At 64.4% G+C, this 22591-nt stretch carries 18 protein-coding genes; 10 read left to right on the plus strand and 8 right to left on the minus strand.

The genetic code is table 11. The annotated features are described in order from the left end of the window. Positions 1 to 2 precede the first annotated feature (2 nt). From SPBM01_RS16140 to SPBM01_RS16170, 7 genes are read left to right on the plus strand one after another with little or no spacing between them, the layout of a single operon-like run. Positions 3 to 1352 (plus strand): MFS transporter, encoded by a 1350-nt coding sequence (locus SPBM01_RS16140; protein WP_262504218.1) that lies wholly within the window; start codon positions 3 to 5, stop codon positions 1350 to 1352. Further along, positions 1343 to 2878: an AMP-binding protein gene (locus SPBM01_RS16145; protein WP_188062625.1), complete on the plus strand. Its 1536-nt coding sequence runs from the start codon at positions 1343 to 1345 to the stop codon at positions 2876 to 2878. Before SPBM01_RS16140 ends, SPBM01_RS16145 begins: the two co-directional genes overlap by 10 nt. Continuing rightward, positions 2878 to 4959 (plus strand): PQQ-dependent dehydrogenase, methanol/ethanol family, encoded by a 2082-nt coding sequence (locus tag SPBM01_RS16150; protein ID WP_188065771.1) that lies wholly within the window; start codon positions 2878 to 2880, stop codon positions 4957 to 4959. The genes SPBM01_RS16145 and SPBM01_RS16150 overlap by 1 nt, the downstream gene beginning before the upstream one ends. Next, a complete protein-coding gene (locus tag SPBM01_RS16155; RefSeq protein ID WP_188062626.1) occupies positions 4946 to 7024 on the plus strand; it encodes a 3-hydroxyacyl-CoA dehydrogenase NAD-binding domain-containing protein in 2079 nt (692 codons plus the stop codon). Before SPBM01_RS16150 ends, SPBM01_RS16155 begins: the two co-directional genes overlap by 14 nt. Then, positions 7021 to 8172 (plus strand): thiolase family protein, encoded by a 1152-nt coding sequence (locus SPBM01_RS16160; protein WP_262504220.1) that lies wholly within the window; start codon positions 7021 to 7023, stop codon positions 8170 to 8172. Before SPBM01_RS16155 ends, SPBM01_RS16160 begins: the two co-directional genes overlap by 4 nt. Positions 8173 to 8175: 3 nt before the next feature. Further along, positions 8176 to 8592, plus strand: a complete 417-nt coding sequence (locus SPBM01_RS16165) for a Zn-ribbon domain-containing OB-fold protein (RefSeq protein WP_188062627.1) — start codon at positions 8176 to 8178, stop codon at positions 8590 to 8592. Positions 8593 to 8595: 3 nt separating this feature from the next. Continuing rightward, on the plus strand, positions 8596 to 9615 hold the full coding sequence (locus tag SPBM01_RS16170) for an SMP-30/gluconolactonase/LRE family protein (RefSeq protein ID WP_188062628.1): 1020 nt from the start codon (positions 8596 to 8598) through the stop codon (positions 9613 to 9615). A 4-nt stretch (positions 9616 to 9619) separates the two neighbouring features. Here SPBM01_RS16170 and SPBM01_RS16175 read toward each other — a convergent pair whose 3' ends face one another. The 8 genes from SPBM01_RS16175 to SPBM01_RS16210 all read right to left on the minus strand — a co-directional run bounded on the left by SPBM01_RS16175 (position 9620) and on the right by SPBM01_RS16210 (position 19325). Further along, a complete protein-coding gene (locus tag SPBM01_RS16175) occupies positions 9620 to 10594 on the minus strand; it encodes an NADPH:quinone oxidoreductase family protein (RefSeq protein ID WP_188062629.1) in 975 nt (324 codons plus the stop codon). A 3-nt stretch (positions 10595 to 10597) separates the two neighbouring features. Continuing rightward, a complete protein-coding gene (locus SPBM01_RS16180; protein WP_262504221.1) occupies positions 10598 to 11239 on the minus strand; it encodes a nuclear transport factor 2 family protein in 642 nt (213 codons plus the stop codon). Continuing rightward, the gene (locus SPBM01_RS16185; RefSeq protein ID WP_262504222.1) at positions 11236 to 12243 is read right to left on the minus strand and encodes an LLM class flavin-dependent oxidoreductase; all 1008 of its coding nucleotides are present in this window, start codon (positions 12241 to 12243) and stop codon (positions 11236 to 11238) included. Before SPBM01_RS16185 ends, SPBM01_RS16180 begins: the two co-directional genes overlap by 4 nt. 37 nt (positions 12244 to 12280) lie before the next feature. Next, positions 12281 to 14674, minus strand: coding sequence for a CaiB/BaiF CoA-transferase family protein (locus SPBM01_RS16190; RefSeq protein WP_188062630.1), 2394 nt, complete (start codon positions 14672 to 14674; stop codon positions 12281 to 12283). Between the two features lie 121 nt (positions 14675 to 14795). Next, the gene (locus tag SPBM01_RS16195) at positions 14796 to 15437 is read right to left on the minus strand and encodes a flavin reductase family protein (protein ID WP_188062631.1); all 642 of its coding nucleotides are present in this window, start codon (positions 15435 to 15437) and stop codon (positions 14796 to 14798) included. Between the two features lie 4 nt (positions 15438 to 15441). Further along, positions 15442 to 16251, minus strand: coding sequence for an enoyl-CoA hydratase/isomerase family protein (locus SPBM01_RS16200; RefSeq protein WP_188062632.1), 810 nt, complete (start codon positions 16249 to 16251; stop codon positions 15442 to 15444). A 110-nt stretch (positions 16252 to 16361) separates the two neighbouring features. Next, positions 16362 to 17087, minus strand: coding sequence for a TetR/AcrR family transcriptional regulator (locus tag SPBM01_RS16205; protein ID WP_188062633.1), 726 nt, complete (start codon positions 17085 to 17087; stop codon positions 16362 to 16364). 189 nt (positions 17088 to 17276) lie between these two features. Next, complete coding sequence (locus SPBM01_RS16210; RefSeq protein WP_188065775.1) at positions 17277 to 19325, minus strand: PQQ-dependent dehydrogenase, methanol/ethanol family; 2049 nt, start codon at positions 19323 to 19325, stop codon at positions 17277 to 17279. A gap of 150 nt (positions 19326 to 19475) precedes the next feature. On the opposite strand from SPBM01_RS16210, the gene SPBM01_RS16215 reads away from it, so the two are divergent. From SPBM01_RS16215 to SPBM01_RS16225, 3 genes are read left to right on the plus strand one after another with little or no spacing between them, the layout of a single operon-like run. After that, the gene (locus tag SPBM01_RS16215; RefSeq protein WP_262504223.1) at positions 19476 to 20990 is read left to right on the plus strand and encodes a carboxylesterase/lipase family protein; all 1515 of its coding nucleotides are present in this window, start codon (positions 19476 to 19478) and stop codon (positions 20988 to 20990) included. Further along, a complete protein-coding gene (locus SPBM01_RS16220) occupies positions 20987 to 21757 on the plus strand; it encodes an enoyl-CoA hydratase/isomerase family protein (RefSeq protein WP_188062634.1) in 771 nt (256 codons plus the stop codon). Before SPBM01_RS16215 ends, SPBM01_RS16220 begins: the two co-directional genes overlap by 4 nt. A gap of 20 nt (positions 21758 to 21777) precedes the next feature. Next, positions 21778 to 22587: an HpcH/HpaI aldolase/citrate lyase family protein gene (locus SPBM01_RS16225; RefSeq protein WP_188062635.1), complete on the plus strand. Its 810-nt coding sequence runs from the start codon at positions 21778 to 21780 to the stop codon at positions 22585 to 22587. Positions 22588 to 22591 lie beyond the last annotated feature (4 nt).

A 22591-nucleotide genomic window follows, 5' to 3' on the forward strand; every position in this document is an offset into this window, starting at 1 on the left:
GGATGATGAAAACCCGCGACAGCGACATGGACGGACATGACGGCGAGCGCCTGACTACCGCATGGTGGATGGTGGCAGTGTTGTTTGGCCTTTATGTCCTGTCCTGGGTGGACCGTCTGATATTGTCCATGTTGGTGTCGCCGATCAAGGCGCACCTGATGCTGACCGATGTGCAGGTCAGCATGGTGACATCCACATCCTTCGCCATATTCTACGCCATATTCGGCCTGCCGATCGGCTGGGCAGCGGACCGTTTTTCGCGCCGCTGGATCATCTTTGGCGGGGTGCTGCTGTGGGCGGTGGCGACCACGGCGTGCGGTTTTGCGCAAAGCTATGAAGCGCTGCTGGTCGGGCGGATATTCGTAGGCGTGGGCGAAGCGGCTTTGCTGCCTGCTGCCTATTCGCTGATCGCCGACGCCTTTCCCACACGGCTGTTGACCCGCGCCACTTCTACCTTCCAGATGGCGGGCAAGGTCGGGTCGGCCACTGCCTTTGCACTGGGCGGGGTCGCCATCGCTTTTGCCACCGCGAATAGCGGCATCCAGATCCCCTTTCACGGCCCGGTCCAGCCCTGGCAACTGGTGATGATGATGGTCGGCCTGCCCGGCCTGCTGATCGCGCTGCTGGTGTTCACCTTTCCCGATCCGGGCCGCCGCCGCGCGCCGGGCGTCGCTGCCAATGCACCGCAAGAAAAGGGCGCGATCCAGACATTCGTGCGCGCCAACTGGCGCCTGCTCACGCTGATGCTGATCGGCACGTCTTGCCTGGCCATGTGCGGCTATTCCATGACCAACTGGGTGCCGGCCTATATCGAGCGGCATTTCGGGTGGAAGCCGGTGCAATATGGGCTGGCATTGAGCCTGATGAACATCGTGTCGGCCGCGTCTCTGGTCGCCAATGGCTTCATCGTAGACCGGCTGTTTTCGCGCGGGATGCAGGACGCGCATCTGCGCTTCTACAGCTGGCTGATCGTCGCGCTGTTGCCGGTGGTCGCCTATATGTTCTTTGCCACCAATGTCTATGTCTTCCTGGTCTGCTATTGCGTGGCGCAGTTCATCACCGTGCCGTTCATGGTCTATGTTTCCTCGATCATCGGCCTGATCGCGCCCGCGACGATCCGGGCGCGGATGCTCGCCTTCTTCCTGTTCGTGTTCACCATATTGGGGCTGGGCGCGGGACCGGCGATCGTCGCGGCGCTGACCCAATATGTGTTTCAGGATGAAGCCGCCCTCGGCCAGTCGCTCGCGGTGGTCGTCACCGCCTGCACGCTGATCGCCTTTCTCTCCTTCCGCATGGCGCTGCGCTATCTGGGCGCCGCCATCTCTGCCCGAAAGGAAATGCCATGTCCCTGACCATCGGCGGGATCGATCCCGCACGGCACAATGAAATGGCGCTGGCCGACGAGCGGGTGAGCCTGAACTGGCGGCAGCTCGACAGCCTGCTCAACCACGCGGCCAATGCGCTGGCCGGGCTGGCGTTCGTGGAACGGCGGGTGGCAGTGTTCGCGCCCAACAGCGCCGAAACCGTGATCGCCTATGTCGCTTGTCTGGAGGCGGGCATTTCCAGCGTGCCGGTCAGCTTCCACCTGACCCCGTCTGAGGCCGCCTATATCTTCCGCGATAGCGGCGCAGTCGCAATCCTCGTCGGGCAGGAAACGATGACGGCGGGGCTGGCCGCTGCGGCGGAGGCGGGCGTGACGACGGTGATCGGCTGGCGCTGCCCGGACGCGCCAGGCCTGATCCATTGGGAGGATTGGATCGCCGCCGCGTCGGACATGGAGCCGGACCCGACCGTGCCGCCGCTGCCGCACCTTCACTACACGTCCGGCACCACCGGACGGCCCAAGGCGACTGAGACGCCGCCGCAATATTTCCCCCGCCTGCCCACGGTGCAGGCGCTGGCGGAATCGGTGCGCGCGCGTATCACGCCGTCGCCCGGCATCGCGGTCGGGCCGCTCTATCATACCGGGCCGCTGGGGATGGCGCGCAACGTCTTTGGTGGCATGAGCCTGATTACCGTCGCGCATTTCGATGCGGAAAAGGCGCTGGCGCTGATCGAGACGCATAAGGTCAAGGGATCGGTCATGGTGCCGACTCATTTCCAACGGCTGCTCGCCCTGCCCGCCGAAGTGCGCGAACGCTATGACGTGTCGAGCATCCAGCGGCTTGCCCATACCGGCGCGGCCTGTCCGCGTGGCGTGAAGCAGGCCATGATCGACTGGTTCGGGCCAGTGCTGGTGGAGGCCTATGGCGGGACCGAGGCGGGATCGACCACTTTCATCACGTCTCAGGAGTGGCTGGAACGGCCCGGATCGGTGGGCAAGGCGCTCGCCCCGTTCGAGACGGTCATCTATGGCGATGACGGCCAGTTGCTGGGCGCGGGCGAGGTTGGCCTCGTCTACTTCCGCGACACCAGCGGCCATGGCATCGTCTATCGGGGCGACCCGGAAAAGACCGCCGCTGCCCATATCGCACCTGGCGTCTTTACGCTGGGCGAAATGGGCTATGTCGATGCCGACGGCTATCTTTTCATAACCGATCGGGTATCGGACATGATCGTGTCCGGCGGGGTCAATATCTATCCGGCGGAATCCGAGCAGGTGCTGTTGCGCCATCCCAAGGTCGCCGACATCGCCGTGGTCGCCGCACCCAACCCGGAAATGGGCGAGGAAGCCCGCGCGCTGGTGATCCCGGTCGATCCCTCCGATCCACCGAGCGCGGAGGAACTCAACGCCTTTTGCCGCGCATCGCTGGCCAGCTATAAATGTCCGCGCGGGTATGAAATGGTGGACGACATTGGCCGCACCATCATGGGGAAGGTCAACAAGAAGGCGCTGCGCCAGCGTTTCTGGCCATCAGACCGGACGATCGGCGGATGATGCGCCTGCTCGCCCTTTCCCTGCTGGTGCTGCTGGCGGCCTGTACATCGTCGGGCGAAGTGCAGCGCGATGGCAGCGATTGGCCCGGCTATGGCGGGATCGACGAAAATCATTACAGTCCGCTAACCGAAATCAACCAGCGTAACGTAGCGCGGCTGGGGCTGGCTTGGTCGCATGACATCACCGACGGCGGTAGCGCCCTGTCCGCGCCGATCGCGGTCGGCGGCATCCTCTATTTCGCCTCTGGTTATAGCCATGTCCGCGCGCTCGATGCGGCTACAGGGCATGAACTGTGGCATGTGGACCTGAAAGCTACGCAAAAGGCCGGGGCCAAGATGCGCGCGGCGTGGGGGATACGCGGCCTTGCCTATGATGGCGGCAAAGTCTTTGTCGGCACCATCGACGGGCGGCTGACCGCGATCAACGCGCAATCGGGCCATGTCGCGTGGAGCGTGATGACGGTCGGCAAGGACGACGAACGCTATATCAGCGGCGCGCCATGGGTGTTCAAGGGCAAGGTGCTGATCGGCCATGGCGGCGCGGATTTCGCGCCGATCCGGGGCTATGTCACCGCTTATGACCAAAACAGTGGCGCGCAGTTGTGGCGTTTTCACACTGTGCCGGGCGACCCGTCGCTGGGGTTCGAGAATAAGGCGATGGGGATGGCCGCCAAGACCTGGACCGGGGAGTGGTGGAAATATGGCGGTGGCGGCACGGCGTGGAACGCCATGGCCTATGACCCCAAATATAACCGCATCTACATCGGCGTCGGCAATGGCAGTCCCTGGAACCAGAAGATCCGCAGCCCGCAGGGAGGCGACAATCTGTTCCTTTGTTCCATCATCGCGCTGGACGCGGATACCGGCGAATATGTCTGGCATTATCAGACCAATCCGGGCGAGACATGGGATTTTAACAGCGCCATGGACATCGAACTGGCCCGGCTGAAGATTGGCGGTCGGGAGCGTGACGTGTTGATGCACGCGCCCAAGAACGGTTTTTTCTACGTGATCGACCGCGCCACCGGAAAGCTGATCTCCGCGCGCAACATCGTGCCGGTCAACTGGGCCAGCCGCATAGACGTGCAAAGCGGGCGTCCGGTCGAAAATCCCGCCGCGCGCTATCCCGATGGCAAAGCGGCGGTCGTCTACCCCTCCCCGTTCGGCGCGCATAATATCGAGGCGATGGCGTTTAATCCGGGGACGGGCCTCGTCTATATCCCGACGATGGATCAGGGCCGCGTCTATATCGACCCGGCCGAACCCTTGCAGGGCTGGAAGCATCTGGACGGGCAACGGATCAGCGTCGGCACCGGCGCGCCGCCGCCCGGCGTTGTGCCGGATCGCAAGGCGACCAGCTTTCTGCTCGCATGGAACCCGGTGACGCAGAAAGAGGCTTGGCGCATTGCGATGCCCGGCCTGCGCGGTGGCGGCGGCACGGCGACGACGGCGGGCGGCCTGCTGTTTCAGGGTAATGCCGGGGGCAGGTTCGTCGCCTATGCCGCAACCAGCGGCAAGCCGCTCTGGTCGTTCGACGCGCAGACGGCGGTGATGGCGCAGCCGATCAGCTACCGTGCGCGCGGGCGGCAATATGTCACCGTGATCGCCGGATCGCGCTTCCCCAGCGCCATTGGCCTGCCGCGCGAATGGAATTACCGTGCGCAACAATGGCGCGTCCTCACCTTTGCGCTGGATGGCAAGGCCAGCCTGCCCGTCGCAGCGCCGATGGACATGCCGGTGGTTGATCCGTCCGACTTCGTGGTCGATCCGGCCAAGGCCGCCATCGGCGCGACTGTCTATGGCCAGCGGTGCAGCATCTGCCACGGCGCCAATGCGGTGTCGGGCGGGGCTGCGCCGGACCTGCTCCAGTCTGGCGTGCCACTGGACAATGCGACTTTTACCAGCGTGCTGCATGACGGCGCGCTGCGCGAACGGGGGATGCCCCGGTTCGAGGATCTGACCGGCGACGAGATGGCCGGGCTGCAACATTATTTCCGCCAACGCGCCCGGCAAGTGCTGGCCGCGCAGACCGCGCGCCAGCCAGGCGCACAGACAGATAGAGGCTTGCATGAAGGTCAATGACGTCGTCAGCTATGTGGTGGAGGGCCAGATCGCGGTCATCACCGTCGATTCCCCCCCGGTCAACGCCCTGTCCAATGCCGTGCGGCAGGGGGTGGCAGGCGCGATCCAGACCGCGATCGGCGACACAGGCGTGGGCGCGATCGTCCTGATCTGCGAAGGGCGGACTTTCTTTGCCGGGGCCGATATCACCGAATTGGGCAAGCCGCCGGTCGAACCGACGCTGCGCAACCTGCAACTGGTGCTGGAAAATGCGAGCAAGCCGATCGTCGCCGCCATCCATGGCACGGCGCTGGGCGGCGGGCTGGAACTGGCGCTGGTGGCGCATTATCGCATCGCCGTGCCGTCGGCCAAATGTGGTCTGCCCGAAGTCAATCTGGGCCTGCTGCCCGGCGCTGGCGGGACGCAGCGTTTGCCGCGCGTCGTCGGCGTGGCCAAGGCGCTGGAAATGGTGACGAGCGGGACGCCGATTGCGGCGACCGCGGCAAAGGAGGCCGGGCTGCTGGACGAACTGGCGCGCGAGGGCGATCTGCGCGCCGACGCCATCGCCCTTGCGCAACGAGTGCTGGACGAAAGGCGACCGCTGCGCAAGGTGCGCGACCGCACCGACCGGCTGGACGAAGCGCGGGGCAAGCCGGAGATCTTCGCCGATTTCCGCAAGGCCAATGCACGTAAATTTCGCGGCTTCCTGGCGCCGGAATATAATATCCGCTGTATCGAAGCGACATTGGTGGACCAGCCTTTCGACGAGGCGATGGCCTATGAGCGATCTTTGTTCAACGAACTGATGGCCGACAGCCAATCCGCTGCGCAGCGCCATGTCTTTTTCGCGGAACGACAAGCGGCCAAGGTCGATGGCCTGCCCGCCGATACCGCGACGCTGCCGATCGCCAAGGTTGGAGTGATCGGTGCCGGGACGATGGGCGGCGGCATCGCAATGAACTTCGCCAATGCCGGCATTCCCGTGACGATCGTGGAGACGAGCGAGGAGGCGCTGTTCCGTGGATTGCGCATCATTCGCGGCAATTATGAAACGACCGCCGCCAAGGGCAAGATGAAGGCGTCGGACGTCGACACCCGCATGGGGCTGTTGACCGGATCGGTCGCGATGGAGGATCTGGCCGATTGCGACCTGATCATCGAAGCGGTGTTCGAGCAGATCGACGTCAAGCGAGCGGTGTTCGGCAAGCTGGACGCCATTGCCAAATCCGGCTCGATATTGGCGACCAATACCAGCTATCTGGACATTGATGACATCGCCGCTGCCACCAAACGCCCCGCCGATGTGGTGGGACTGCACTTCTTTTCGCCCGCCAATGTCATGAAATTGCTGGAAGTCGTGCGGACCAAGGATACGAAACCGGAGATCGTCCTGACCGCGATGAAGCTGGCCAGGACGATCGGCAAGATCGGCGTGCTGGTCGGCAATGGTTATGGCTTTGTCGGCAATCGCATCCTGGCCGCGCGCAACGCGCAGGCCGACGCGCTGGTGCTGGAAGGGGCGACGCCCTGGGCCGTCGACAAGGTGCTGTACGACTTTGGCTTCGCGATGGGGCATTTCCAGATGCGCGATCTGGTGGGCCTCGACGTCGGGTGGAATGCCAAGGCGACGGCGTCCGCCAATGTCCGCGAAATCCTCAACGAAATGGGACGGCACGGGCAGAAAACGCGCGGCGGCTATTATGATTATGACGACAAACGGGTGCAAACTCCCTCCCCCGTCGCGATGCAGGTGATCGAGGATTTTGCCGCGAAGCAGGGTATCGTCCGGCGCGAAGTGAGCGACGCGGAAATCCACGACCGCATCCTGTTCGCCATGGTCAATGAAGGCGCGCGGATATTGGACGAGGGGATCGCTGCGCGCGCGTCCGACGTCGATATCGTGTGGGTCACTGGCTATGGCTGGCCCAAATATCGCGGCGGGCCGATGTTCTGGGCCGACCTGCAAGGATTGCCGACCGTGCTGGAGACACTCAACGCCCTGAAAGCCGCGCATGGGGACGCTTTCACCCCTTCGCCGCTGATCGAACGGCTGGTGGCGCAAGGCAAAGGGTTGAAGGACGCATGATGCAGGGCAACAAGATCGCCGTCACCGGCATTGGCGAAACCGCTTTCCTGCGCAAGGGCGAGGAAACGGTGATGCAGATGATGACGCGCGCCAGCCTGACCGCGATCGCGGACGCGGGCCTGACCCCGGCCGACATAGACGGCTATATCAGCAACAAATATGCCGGCCACCCGTCGGAGGAAGTCGCCCATGCCATTGGTGCTGGCGAGCGGCGCTTTACCGCCGTGGCGGACACGGCGGGCGGCACCGCGACCACGGGTGACGCGCTGCGGCTGGCGCAACTGGCGATCGAGGCGGGATTGGCGCGGCACATCCTCGTCCCCTATGCGATCCGGTCGACCAAGCCGGGCGGCGTCTATGGCTTTCATGCGCGCGAACCGCAGAAGGCGGGACTGGAAATGCCAGTCGGCTTCTTTGGCCAGCCGACCTATTTCGCGACCATGGCCAATCGCTATGCCCATGATTTCGGCATGAGCGAGGAGGAACTGGCGGCAGTCGCGATCACCTACCGCGCCTGGGCCACGCTGACCCCGTCGGCGCAGCGGCGCGAGGTGATGGATCTGGAAGGCTATCGGCAAAGCCCGATGATCTCCACCCCGTTGCGGGTCGCCGATTGCTGCCTGACCACGGATGCGGGCTGCGCCTATGTGGTGAGTGCGGTGGCGGACGCGGGCGACATGCCGCATCCGGTGGTGGCGGTGCAGGGCGTGGGGATCGGCTATAACAACTATCCCCATGGCGTGCTGTTTTCGCAAAAGCCCTGCACCTATGACTATCCCGGTTGGGAATCCGCGCGGCAGGCCTATGCCATGGCGGGCGTCGATCCTAAGGATCTGGATCTGGCGCAGGTCTATGACGGCTTCTCCATTTCCGCCTTGGTCCAGACCGAAATGCTGGGCCTGTGCGAACGGGGCGAAGGCGCGCGCTTCTATGCCGCCGGGTATGGGATGCCGGGAGGCAAGATGCCCATCAACACCAGTGGCGGACATATGTCGGGCGGCTATGTGCCGGGCATCACGCTGCTGATCGAAGCGGTGCGCCAGTTGCGCGGACAGGAAGGCGCGCGGCAGGTGCCGGACGCGCGGCTGTGCGCGGTCGCAGGGCTGGGCGGCAACAATCATTCCACCACGATTTTGGCGAAGGGCTGATCCATGGGCATACCCATCTATCCCGTGCATCTGGAAGACCCGTTGTTTCAGGGCTTTTACGATGGCCTGGACGCAGGCGAACTGCGCATCACTGCCGACGCGGCAACCGGCGAATGGATCTGGTATCCGCCCGAAGTGGTGCCGGGCAAGCCCGACGCGAAGCTGGAATGGCGATCCGTATCGGGCGAGGGCAAGGCTTACACATTCACGACCGTCGTGCGCAGCCTGCTGCCCGGCGACCACAAAAGCGAAGTGCCGTTTACGGTGGTGCTGTTCGAGCCGGACGATGCGCCCGGCGTGCGGGTCGCGGGGATATTGGTCGATGACGAAGGCGTCGAACCGGCCTGCGACATGCGGCTGCGTTTTCGTGCCGTGGAAGCGGGCGACCATGGCATCCCCGGCTTCGCGCCGGTGCGCTGAGCGATGTTCGACCGACGATCGGTAGTGCTGGGCGGGATGGCGCTGGCCGGGTGCGCAGGGCAAAGGGTGCTGGCGTCGCCTGCGCCGCTGACGGTCGCGGATTTCACGATGGTCCTGTCGGGCATTGACCATGCGGAGGGGGCCGCGACCAGCCCGGACGGGCGACTGTTCCTGTCCAATGGCGGTGGCGCGATTGGTATATTGGAGCCGGATGGCCTGTTGCGACAGGTCGGCAGGCCGCTGATGCCCACCGGGGTTGCAGTGGACCGGGAAGGCCGGGTCATCATCGCCAATATGGGGCTGCTCAATGGCGGGCCGGGGTCGCTCCAGCGTGTCGATGTGAAGACGGGCGCGGTCGAAACGCTGGTCGACAATATCGAAGGGCGCGCCCTGGTCGCGTCGAACGGGCCGGTCGCAGCGCGCGACGGAACGCTTTATTGCACACACAGCACATGGGGTCCGGTTGCCAATATCGGCACGACGACGCCGGCGGGCTTCATCTACAAGGTAACGCCCGATGGCATGGCGTCCATCGTCGCGCGCGATTTGCGCGGGGCAAACGGCCTGTGCCTGTCGCCCGACGAGCGCTATCTTTATTGCGCACTGACGGCGGAGGGGCGCGTGCGGCGCTGGCGGCGGCAGGTGGACGGGACGCTGAGCGATCCGCAGGATTATGGCCCGCAACTGGGCGTGGTGACACCCGATCAGGGGTTCAGGGCGATCCTGGCCTTGCCTGCCAACGAGCGCGCCGCATTGGGCTATTGCGATGGTATTGCGTTCGACCGGGCGGGCAATTTGTGGGTGACTCTGCCTTTTGCAAACCGCATCGTTGCGATCACGCCGGACGGGCGCAAGGTGGATGTCGTCCATGATCCCGACGGCACGATGATCGACATGCCGACCAACCTCTGCTGGGGCGCGCCGGATCTGCGCACGCTCTATGTCGTGTCGCGGGCCAAGGGGATGATCGTGCGCGCGCGGACCGCTGTAGCGGGTGCGCCGCTGGCCAACTGGCCGGGCTGAACGGTCAGCCCATCTCCACCACCACCTTGCCCATCGCCTTGCCGTCCATGACCCACCGGATTGCGGTGGCCGCGTCCTCCAGCGGGAAGCGATGGCTGATTTCCGGTCGCAATGCGCCTTGTGCATACCAGTCGTACAACCGCGCGATATTGGCGGCGTTCATTTCCGGCTCCTTTGTCAGGAACGCGCCCCAGAACACGCCAATGATCGCCGCGCCCTTGACGAGAGGCAGGTTGAGCGGGATCGCGGGAATATCGCCCCCGGCAAAACCAATCACCAGATAGCGCCCGTCCCATGCCATCGCGCGGAACGCCGGGTCGGCCAGCGCACCGCCAACCGGATCGAACACCATATCGACGCCGCGCCCGCCAGTCAGCGCTTTCAACGCCGTTTTGAGGTCAGTCGCGGCATAGTCGATCAGATCGTCCGCACCATGCGCGCGCGCCAGCGCCAGCTTGTCCTGCGAGGATGCCGCCGCGATCACACGCGCGCCCATCGCCTTGGCCGTTTCCACCGCTGCCAGCCCCACGCCGCCCGCTGCGCCCAGCACCAGCAATGTCTCGCCCGGTTGAAGCCGTCCGCGCTGCGCAAGCGCATGGATCGCGGTGCCATAGACCATGGTGAAACCCGACGCGACGTCGAACGGCATGGCGTCGGGAAGGATGAAGCAACGGGACGCCTGCACCACCACGGCATCGGCAAAGGCACCCCATGTCGTCATCGCCGCGACCCGATCCCCCACGCGCAGGGCCACGCCCTCCCCCACCGCATCGACCACGCCTGCTGCTTCGCTACCCGGCGAAAAGGGCAGCGGCGGCTTGGTCTGGTAGAGATTCTGGATGATCAGGCTGTCGGGAAAATTGACGCTGGCCGTCTTCACCCGCACCCGCACTTCGCCCGGTCCCGGCTGCGGGATCGGCATGTCGCGTAGCATCAGCGTTTCAGGCAGGCCATGCGCCTCGCACATCAGCGCGCGCATGGATCACACACCCATATACTGCTGGCGCATCCGGTAATAATCGTCGCTGGGGAATTTCTCGCTATGCTGTCCGGCGGGCCAGTCCGCATAGGGGGTGGCGGCGGGCTGCGGCGGCGACGTATAGTCCGACAGGCCACGGCGGCGGATGATCCGCCACTCGCCGTTGCGCCGTTCCAGATCGTCGAGATAGCGGCCCTGAAAGAACACATCCTCCTCGCCGCCGCCTTCCTTGCGGTCGCGGCGGTGTTGCGCGAAATAATAGCATTCGGAAAAGGCGCGGTCGCCCTGCACCTCCACCGCCACATTGCTGATATGGTGGCAGGCATATTTGAGCGTCGCGACGATCTTGAACGCGAAGCCGACGAAATCGAGCGACTTCCCCTCAAACTTGCCATGTTTGTGGGTGGATTCGGGCCAGAAGCAGGATTTGAGCAGCGCTTCGTCGGCGCGGTCGTTGGCGCGGGCATAGGCGTAGAGTAATTCGGTAATGGCTTGCTTCGATTCGATGACGTCCAGCCGTTGCGCCATGTCCATCGGCTTCTTTCCCTTCGATGCGGCCGAGGCCTGCGACGCCATGGCCATGCCGACCGGCAGCACGAACATGGCGGCCAGCGCAGTGCGGCGATTGCGATCGTCCATGCTCATTGCCCCACCCCTTCCAGCAGACCAGGCTCGGCGCGCAGGCGCGGCAGCACCTCTTTCTCGAACAGGCGCAGGCTGCGCCAGGACACTTCCGGGTCCAGCCCGCCCAGTAAGGCGTGGAAGGTCACGGCGGTGCCATGGCCCAACCCTTTGAGATAATCGAAGCACTCGGCGGGGGTCAGCACCTTGATATTGGGCATCGCCTTCAATCCCTCGATCGTTTCGGCGGGCTGGTAGCGAGTCTGGCCGGTGCCGCGTTCCTTGGCCCATTCGGCATAGGCGTTGGTGGCATAGGCGACATGGGGGGCGACCAGCGGCCAGTCGCGGTCGGGATCGTCTGTCACATAGAGGAAGCTGGCGGCAGGCTGGCGCAATTCTTCGGGCGCGGGGAAACCGGCGGCGGCGCGCTCCGCCTTATACAGCGTGAACAGATCGGGATGGCCGGGGAAATATTGATAGCCGCCCTTTGCCGCGCGGATCGCCGACTTGTCGGTCGATCCGCCCATATAGATTTTGGGGCCACCCGGCGTCGCGGGCGCAGGCGTCACCCGCACGGTGCGGTCGCGAAATTCGAACGGCTCGCCGGTCCATGCGTTTTTCAGCGTCGCCATCGCTTCATTCTGGATGGCGAGGCGCTTGGTAATGTCTTTCCCGAACATCTCGAACTCATGCGGGCGATACCCCATCCCGGCGGTCAGCCAGATACGGCCCGGCGCGATATTGTCCAGCACGGCCAGATCCTCGGCCAGCCGCAGCGGATCGTGCATCGTCACGACGAGGGCGGACAGATGCGCAACGATATTCTCCGTCGCGCCAAGGATAGAGGCGGCCTGGATCATGGAAGACGGGCAATAGCCCCCCTCCGCGCCATGATGTTCGGCCAGGAACACCTGCGTAAAGCCTAAATTGTCCGCCCATACCGCCTGCTCGATTGCGGTGCGGTAAAGGACGGGGTGCGGCGCGCCGAAATCGGGCCGGTTCATGTCGTAGCGAAGGTTCAGTTGCACCGTAGGAGGCTCCTCTCGATCAGTTTTTATCTCTGGGTCAGGCGGCCGAAACCCGCGATGCGATACGACCAGTCACATCGGCGGCCTGCGCCGCCTTGCCGCTGGCGATCAGCGCGTCGATTGCATCCGGCGCGTAGCCGACTTCAGCCAATATCTGGCTTGTATGTTCGCCCAGGCGCGGCGCGGATTTCTGCGCATGGCCCGGCGTTGCGCTCAGATGGATGAAGCTGCCGAACTGGCGGACATGGCCATACATGGAATCGTGGTTTTCGATCACCCGGTTGCTGGCGAGCGCCCAGTCCTGCCACAAGGCTTCGCGCACCCAGCTGGTTTCACGCGCGATTTCGCAGGGAGCGCCTGCCGCATCGAGGGCGGCGAAGGCGTCGGCGCTGGTCCGTTCGGCAAAGAAGGGGGACAGTGCTTCGATCAAGGCAGCATCCTGCGCCGCCCGGTCACGCGGCGTGGCAAAGCGCGGGTCGGCGATCAGGCCGGGCTGTCCCACGGCGCGGGCAAGCGCCGCGAAGCGATCATCCTGTCGGCAGGCGATGCAAAGATGGCCGTCCTGCGTGCGATAAAGGCGGTCGAGCGCGTTATAACCCATTTGCTCCCGATCAAGGCGGAAGCCATAGACGACCTGCTTGTCGGCATCGAGGAAATGTTCGGACGTGGTCCACAGGCTGGAATGGAGTTGGGGACATTCCATATAGTCCCCCTCCCCCGTGATCGCGCGCCGCTCCAGCCCCATCAATATGCCAGCCGCGCCGAGGAAGCCGTTATTGTAATCCTCGTTACCGAACACCGACCGGGTCGGGGGATTGCCCACGCCACCGCCTTCATAAAGCAGGCCGGTCCAGCCAGATACCAAGGGCGCAAAGCTTTTGAGCAGCGACTTTGGCCCTTTCGAGCCATAGCCGGGCAAATAGACATAGAGCAGGCGCGGGTTGATTTTGGACAGGGCTTCATAGCCTATGCCCAGCTTGTCGGCCTTGCCGGGGCGCAAATTATGCGTGACGACATCGGCCTGTGCGACGAGCTTCAGCGCCGCTTCCAGCGCCTCCGGGTGCTTGAGGTTCAGCACGATGTCGCGCTTGCCGCGTTGCGCCGCGTCGAAACAGTCGGGCAACGGGCGCATCTGGTCGCCGTCGGGCGTCTCCACCTTGATGACGTCCGCGCCCAGATCCGACAATAGCCGCCCGCCAAAGCCGACCGCGAAGAAGGAGGAGAAATCCACCACCTTGATCCCCGCCAGCGGCCGGTCGAGCGGCTTGCCTTCCGCTGCCAGCGTTTCCCGGCGGCGCGCGATCAGGTCGGCCAGTGCGCCATTGTCCGCGCCGACCATCGGCGCAGGACGCGGCGGAGCGCAAGGCGTCTTGTCGAACCGCACGGCAGGCGCGGCCTGGTAGATGGTACCGAAATCCGGGTCGGGCAGCGCGACCCGCTGGCCCACAAATTCGACCTGTTCGTCCAGCAAGACTTGTGCGGGTTCCAGCACCGGCAGCGCGGCGACATCCGCCGCCTGGAACAGCGCGATCCATTCGGCGCGAGACTTGCCTTTGAACGCTTCGAACACTTCCACGCGGGCGATATGATATTCGTCGTCGCTCAGCGGCACGGACATTTCGGCCGCGCCCGTCACTCCCTGCACCCGGTCGCCAAAGCCTAGCACGTCCATCGCTGCCTTGAACCCGCCCTGCCCGCCGGTATGGATTTGCAGGAACAGGCCATCGCCACATTCGAACATGCCAGTGACCAACCGGGTGCGGCCGAAACGGTCGACCGCACCGGAATCACCCGCCTTGATGTAGGAAATCCCCTCTTCCTGCCACCAGTTGTTCATGGGCGATTGCGCCAGCATCGCGTCGAGCAATGAGGCTTCGACTCGCTGACCGCGCCCGATCTGCCGCCGCGCCCGCACGGCGGTCAGCGCGCCGATGACGCCCAAAAACGCCTGCCCATAATGGAGCGCAGGATGGCCCAGATAGACCGGGCCGGGTCGAAACGGGCTACCCTTGTCGACCATCGTGCCGAGCAGCGCGGCGGCCAGTCCTTCACCACGGGGCCGGTCGGCAAAGGGCGTGTCCGCGCCATAAGCGGTCAGCGCAACGACGATCAGGTTGGGGAAATCGCGCGCCAGACTGTCGGCGTCCAGTCCCAGCGCAGCGGCCTGCCCATCTTCCAGCGCGTGCAGGAAAATATCCGCGCCTGCCAGCAAGCCCCGCAGCGATGTGCCATCCGCTGCCACGTCAATTTCGACGCTGCGCTTGGACCTGTCCCAGCTTTTGCGGGTCAGTTCATGGGCGAAATAGCTGCCGCCTACCGGCTCGACCTTCACAACGTCCGCGCCATGATCGGCCAGCAACATGCCCGCAATCGCGACTGGCATTTCGGTGGCCAGTTCGATGACGATCAGATGGTCCAGAGGGCCAGGCATCGCTTACTCCTGTGGCGGTCTGCGCCGCACCTTTTGGGGAATGGGGGCTGTTCGCCCCTTCCCGGTCAAGAGACACCAAAATCATCCATGGCGCAAGTAATATTGCACCATGGGTTCAAATTCATTCAGGCTTGGCGATCCGTTCAGGATCGTAACGCGGGCGTTCCAGCTGGAAACTGTCGCTGTTGCGGACATACCAGCCGCTGCCATGGGTGCGGCCGATCAGCTTCATCGCCGGCGTGTCGAAATAGACCCGTTCGCGGTCGGTGATAAATTCGTCGCGAATATGCGCCATCAGGATTTCGCCGATCACCACAGTCTGGAAACTGCCAATATCCAGCGCGGCCACCTTGCGACATTCGAAGCTGACCGGGCTGGTCGCGATCAGCGGCGGCGCGACCAGCACCGACGGCGCCGTCTGCACCCCGGCATATTCGATTTCGCTGACATCGGCAGGCGCATCGACGCTGCACTGGTTCATCCGTTCGGCGTCATCCTCACACACCAGATTGACGACGAATTCGCTGGTGGCAATGATATTGGCGGCAGTGTTTTTCAGGCCGCGCGTGGCTGGATCTTTAAGCAGGCCCAGCGTGACCAACGGCGGTTCTGTGCCGACGCAGTTGAAGAAGCTGTAGGGCGCGGCATTGACCACACCGGCTTCCGACCGGGTAGTGATCCACGCGATCGGGCGCGGGGTGATGGTGGAATTGACGATCTTATATCGGATCGCCATCGGCAGGGCGCGCATGTCGAATTGCATCGGACTATCCTTTCGCCTTGGCAGCCGCCCGCGCCGCAGCGCGCGCCTTGAATTTCTCCCGCGCACGCGGCACTTCCGCGCCCGCCTGGCAGACATGGCAATAGACCAGTTCCAGCGCATGGGCCGCGCTCAGGTCGCTACTCTCCGCCTGCGCCAGCAACCGCTTGGTCAGTTCGACCGCATGGGCGTTACCGTCGCCGATCGACGCACCCAGCGCCAGCGCCGTGTCCACGGCGCTGCCCGCAGGCACGACCCGGCTGACCAGACCCAGCGCGAGCGCTTCGCCCGCGTCCAGCGTCCGCCCCGAAAAGATGATGTCCGCCGCGCGCGCCCGGCCCAGTTGCCGGGTGAGAAACCATGCCGCGCCGCCATCAGGCACCAGCCCAAATTCAAGAAAAGGCGCGCCGAATTTTGCGTTGTCGGCGGCAAAGATCATGTCGCACGCCATCGCCAGGCTCCAAGACACACCGAACGCGCCGCCTTCGACCGCTGCCACGCTGGGGATCGGCAGCGCCATGATGCGGCGGATGATCCGTTGCCCCATTTCCAGCCGTGCGGCGAGCGCCAGCGCGCCTTCGCCGCGCGCGGGGGGGAGCTTCACATCGCCGCCATTGCTGAAATAATCTTCCGCCCCGCACAGGATCAACATCCGCGCAGGCGTGTCATTTTCCAGCCGGTCGAGTGCGGCGGAAAATTGCGCCCACATGGTGAAGGAAACGGTATTCTTCGCGCGCGGACGGTTGAGGGTGATGATGGCGATACCATCGTCACGCATGTCCAGCAGCAATTCCGGCGCGCCTGCGGCCTCGTCCATGCTCACTCCCCTTACCTTGCTTACCCGGCCTCAGCTTTGGCTCGATGATTAGCCAGGCCTGTCGGGGGAAGGCAAGTAAATTTGCATATATGTGCAAATTTATGCAGCGATCACCCCTTGGTCCGCTTGCGCATGGGCAGCGCATCGATACCCTGCTGCGACAGCGCGACGATCAGCGATTCCACTTCCTTGCGCGCCGCGCCCTTCAATGCGCCCAGCACGCAGGTCAGGTAGCTGCCGACCAGTCGCACGATCACGGCGTCGTCGGGGATGCGCCCCTGCGCCCAATCGTTGATCGTGGCATATTCGAACCGCACCAGATCCTCGACCAGCCCGTCGACATCGACCCAGGGTTGCAACTGCTTCTTCTTTTCCAGCGCCGCGATCCAGGTGCGATTATGTTCGACGGCGGGGGAGTGCATCGCGGTCCAGATGTCATGGTCGACATCCGAACTGAAATAGAGCGCCATGATCGCGCGGATATAGTTGCGGATCTTGCGGTTGCGCTGGACGACCGAAATCATCCGTTCCAGATTATATCGCAGCGTGCCGGGCGCGCTCGCATAGTCGATGCGGCTGACATATTCGTCGAAATATTCCTGAATGGCCGACGCGATCATGCGTTCGCGGGTCTGGAACGCATTATAAAGCGTCCGCTTCGCGACTCCGGCGCGCTGGCCAATCTCGTTCATGCTCAGCGCGGCGATGCCCTGTTCGGCGATGACCTTGCGCGTTTCTTCCAATATGCGGCGACGCCGTTCCAATATGGCGGGACTGGAATAGGTTTGCGGCCGGTCCCCGCTGTCCTTCAGGTCGATACTATCCTTCGTCGCCAATGCCGTCGCCTTCCCATCATGCCCCGGTCACCGGTGCAGACCGACCATCATAGCGGTTCTGCATGAACGTGCAATTTTCATCTGTTCGCGGGCGCGATGGCGAACAAGAAGCCCCGCTCCTTTGGCTGGCAAGGGAGCGGGGCATGTGTCGCGCGCCCAAGGGGGAGACGATCGAGCGCGCAAGGGAGGTCAGTTGCCCTTGGGCGCGGTTTCACGCGCGCGCTGGCGAATATAGTGGCGCAATCCTTCCAGATCGGCGTCAGTGAGCTGGGTAAAGGATCCCATGCCCCGCGCCATCAATGCGCCGTCATGGACCACGGCCTTGAACGTATCGGCATCCATCGGCACGGCGGATTTGCGCAGGTCGGGTGCAGCCCCGCCCGCCATCATGCCCGACCCGTGGCAAATGATGCAGCTGCTGTTGTAGATGCCCCCGCCGATCTTGGCCTTGGCTGGATCGATGATGAAGGCGGGATCGTCCTGGTTCGGCTGATCCACCCGTTCGAAGGCGGGCAGCGCCTTGCGTCCGCCAATGGCGAAGGTCAGGACGCGGCGGCGCTGCTGGCCATAATCCCAGTTCGGCGTGTTGGGAAAGCTGCTGCGAAAACCCGTGATGATCGACACATATTGAATGCCGCCCACGCTATAGCTGATCGGCGCGCCCAGCATCCCGTTCTGCGCATCGAACGCCCACAGCTTGCGCCCGGTGCTGGCGGAAAAGGCGTTGAAGCTGCCATCATTGGTCCCCTGAAAGACCAGATTGCCTGCCGTGGCCATCGTCCCGCCGTTGAATACGCCCGGTTGCGGGACCGACCATGCCACCTTGTTGCCAGCCACGTCCCACGCGACCAGCTTGCTGGTGGCGGTCGGCGGCACCAGATTGGCGGGCGGCGTTCCCAGCCCGGTATTGACCATCATGCCCGGCTTATAGGTCCAGTCCTTCACATTCGGCGGATCAACGAACACCCGGCCACCTTCCATCACCGGAATGTAGGTCAGTCCGGTTTTCGGGCTGAACGCCATGGCCTGCACCCCATGCGCACCATTGGGGAAGGGATACATCATGAACGGCTTGCCGCCGGGATATTGCGCTTCGGGGTTGATTTCGGGGCGGCCGGTCACGGGGTCGATCCGCTTGGCCCAATTCTGTTTCGCAAATTCCCCGGCGGAAATCAGCTTCCCATTTTCCCGGTCGATGACATAGAAAAAGCCGTTCTTGGGCGCGTGGATCAGGACGGAGCGCGGCTTGCCGCCGATCGTCATCTCGGCCAGTTCGATGTCCATCGCATTGTTGAAATCATGGCTGTTTTCCGGGTTCACCTGATAATGCCAGACATATTCCCCCGTTTTGACATCCAGCGCGACGATGGACGAGAGATAGAGATTGTCACCGCCGCCGGGCGAGCGGATCTTCTGGTTCCAGGGCCAGCCATTGCCAGTGCCGATATAGATGCGGCCATATTTCGCGTCATAGGCCATGGCGTGATAGACGGTGCCACCGCCGCCAAATTTCCACCATTCCCCGGTCCAGGTCTTGGCGGCGACTTCCATCGCCTTATTCTCGAACCCCTTGGCCGGATCGCCGGGGACGACGAACCAGCGCCATGATTTCTTGCCGGTCTTGATGTCGTACGCCGTCACATAGCCGCGCGTCGGGCTGTAATCCGCCCCGCCAAAGCCCACGACGACCTTGTCGCCAGCCACCCATGGCGGGCCAGTGATATAGCCATGTTCGGCTTCGTCCAGCGTCTGGACCGACCAGCGCGGCTTGCCCGTCTTTGCGTCCACCGCGATCAGCCGCCCTTCGCGCGTGGCGGTGAACACCATCCCGTCCTTATACGCGATGCCGCGCGTACCCCATCCTGCGCGCATCCGCGTTTTGGCTTCGGGCTGGCTGGCGACGTCGGGATCATATTGCCACAACAGCTTGCCGGTACGCGCGTTCAGCGCATGGACGACGCTTAAACCGACAGCGAAGTAGACGATGCCATCAACTTCGAGCGGCTGGGTATAGCTGTCGAACGTGTCGATGTCATAGGACCAGGCGAGGCCGAGCTTGCCGACATTGGCGTCGCTGATCTGGGCCAACGGGCTGTAATGTTGTTCGCGGTCGTCGCCGCCATAGCTGGACCAGTTGGCCCCCGCCGGAGCCGCGCCCTGTACCGACCGGGCGACGACGCCGCCAGTCAGCGCCATCATCGCGACGCCAGCGATCGCCGTGGAAAAACGCAGCTTCATGCCATCCTCTCCTGCCCGGCGCGGCTTGCACGCCATTTCCTGCACATTGGTGCAATATTTGTTCGATGTCAACGCGGCAGGCGTTGACTTGGTCGCATCATCGCCGCATTATATTGCACCATAGGTCATAATTGAACGGGAAGGATGCGCATGACGCGGGCAAGCGGATGGTGGCTCGCGCTGGCGGGATTGTCCGTCGCCACGACCGCCATGGCCGGGCTGCCACGGGTGCGCCTGTGGGATGGCACGATCACGGGCGGGCAGCGCGATGGCGTGAGCTTTTTCGGCAATATTCCCTTCGCCGCCGCGCCGACCGGCGGCAATCGCTGGCGCGCGCCACAGTCGGTCGCGCCGTGGCCCGATGTGCGCGATGCGTCCCGCCCCGGACCCGACTGCCCCCAACCGCGCCGCGCTGGCGACGATGGCGCGGCGCAGAGCGAGGATTGCCTTACGCTCAACATCGCAACGCCCCAAGCGCGCAGCGGCGCAAAGCTGCCTGTGCTGGTCGTCATCCATGGCGGTGCCTATTTCGTCGGTTCGGGGCGCGAACCGTTTGAGAAAGGGGTGCCGTCGATGGTACAGCAGGGCGTCGTGCTGGTCGCGCCCAATTATCGACTGGGGCGGCTGGGCTTTTTCGCCCACCCGGCGCTGACCGCCGAAGCGCCCGGTGCGACCGCAAATTACTGGCTGATGGATCAGGTTGCGGCGCTCAAATGGGTCCATGCCAATATCGACCGTTTCGGCGGCGATCCTGCCAATGTCACCATCATCGGCTGTTCGGCGGGCGGGTCCAGCATCAATGCGCTGATGGCGACGCCGCCCGCGCGCGGCCTGTTCGCGCGGGCCAGCGCCCATTCGGCGGGCGGATTGTTCAACGCCAATCGCCCGCTGGATCAGGCGCAGGCGCAGGGTGCTGCCTTTGCCACGCGGGTCGGGGTGACGGGGGCGGATGCCTTGGCGCAGTTACGCGGGCTGTCCGTGGCGCAAGTGCTGGCGGGCGATAGCGGCGCGCCCGATTTCGGCGCGGTGGTCGATGGCCACTGGCTACCCCGGCCACTGTCCACCCTGTTCGCCAGCGGCGCCATCGCGCGCGTGCCGATCCTCAGCGGATCGACCGACAATGAAGCCAGCGTGTTCGGACTGATGGGGTTCGACCGCGCCGGAATGACCCGGCGCTTCGGCATAGATTTCGACGCGGTAGCCCCGATTTATGGCGCGCGCGACGAAGCCGAACTGCTGCGGCAGGTGCAGACCGATTTCCTGTTCACCACCGCCGCGCTGGGCATGACTCAGTTGGCGGCGAAGGCGGGCAACCCGGCATGGTCCTATCATTTCACCCATGTCCCGCCCGACCAGCGCACAGCGAAGGTTGGCGCGGACCATTGCGCCGACCGCCCCTACTGGCTGGGCCAGCCGCCCGCCGCCGATACGCAATCGGTCGCACTCGCCCGCACGATGCAGGGCTGGCTGCTCAACTATGTCCGCCGGGGCGACCCCAATGGGCCGGGCCTGCCGCTGTGGCGCATGACCCAGCCAGGCCGGGCGAACCCGCTGCTGATCGGTGAGACGATTCGCCCCGCCCCCGATTTCCGCGCGGCGCAACTCGCACCCTGGTATGCGCGATGGGAGGGCGACAGCGGGCAGCGTTTCGGCTGGACGCCATGAGCATCACCCTGCAACGCGACGGTTCGGTAGCGGTGGTGACGATCGACAGGGCGGCGCAGCGCAATGCCTTCACCATGGCGATGCGGGGGGAAATGGCGGACGCCTTCACCATGCTGGCCGATGATGAGGCGGTCCATGCCGTTGTGTTAACGGGCGCGGGCGGGCATTTTTGTTCGGGCGCGGATACCGGCGAAATGGGGCGCAGCGACAGCGCTGCCTTTCTGCACCGGATGCGTATGCTCCACCGCATGGTCCGGGCCATCGCCGCCTGCCCCAAGCCAGTGATCGCGGCGGTATCAGGCAGTTGCGTGGGTGCGGGATGGAGTCTGGCGCTGGCCTGCGACATGGTGGTCGCGGCACCGGACGCGCGCTTTTCGCAGGTCTTTGGCCGGATTGGCTATGCGCCGGATGCTGGCGCAATCTGGCACCTGACCCGGCTGGTCGGGCCGATGCGGGCGAAGGAAATCGTCTATTCGGGCCGGATGATCGGCGCGGCGGAAGCGCTGGCATTGGGGCTGGTGCTGGATGTCGTGACGGACCACCCGGTGCTGGACCATGCGATCGCGCTGACCCGGTCGATGGCGCAGGGTGCGCCACTCGCCAATGCCATGGCCAAGCAATTGTTCGACACGGCATCTGCCCAATCGCTCGACCAGTTTCTGGCGCAGGAGAAATTGGTCCAGCCGTTGCTGGCCACCACCGCCGACCATCGTGAAGGCGTGGCTGCGCTGCGCGACAAGCGCCCGCCAGCCTTCACGGGCCGATAGATTTCAGGGACCAGAATCATATGACGACATTGCCCCGCAGCTGGCTGTTCACCCCCGGATCGCGCCCGGATCGCTTTGCCAAGGCGGCAGCGACCAGCGCCGACGCACTGATCCTGGACCTGGAGGACGCGGTGGCGGAGGATGGCAAGGAGGCGGCGCGGGCGCATGTCGTCGCGTTCCTCGACAGCCGCCCCGCTATCGGCCAGCAGATCGCCGTGCGGATCAATCCGCTGCGGCGTGCGGTCGGGCTGGCGGACCTGGCCACCCTCGCCCGGCTGGCGCACGGGCCGGACATCATCCTGATCCCCAAGGCGGAGGAGCCGGGGGATATGGCGCTGGTGGCGGACATGCTGGCAGATGCCGGGTCCGGCGCGGGGCTGGTGGCGCTGGTGGAATCGGCACGCGGGGTTGCCCATGCGGCGGCGATCGCAGGAGTAACGCCCCGGTTGCGCGCGCTGATGTTCGGGGCGGCGGATTATGCCGCCGACATGGGGCAGCAGGTGGATCGCTTCCGCCCCGATTTCGCACGGGCGAGCGTCGCCAATGCGGCGGCGGCGGGTGGGATCGGCGCGATCGATTCCCCTTGTTTCGTCATCGACCGGGCGGATCTGCTCGACGCGGAGTGCGTGGCAGCGCGCGGGTTCGGTTTCCATGCCAAGGCAGCGATCCATCCCGCGCAACTGGCCGCGATCGGCCAGCATTTCGCGCCCACGACGGCGGAGCAGGAACAGGCGCGGCGGATATTGGCGGCGGCACCCGATGGCGTAGGCGTTTTGGACGGGCGGATGATCGACATCGCCATGCTGCGCTGGGCGCGGCGGATGGTTTGAGGGC

Origin of the sequence: Sphingobium sp. KCTC 72723 (assembly GCF_014280435.1) — a bacterium.
Classification (GTDB): domain Bacteria; phylum Pseudomonadota; class Alphaproteobacteria; order Sphingomonadales; family Sphingomonadaceae; genus Sphingobium.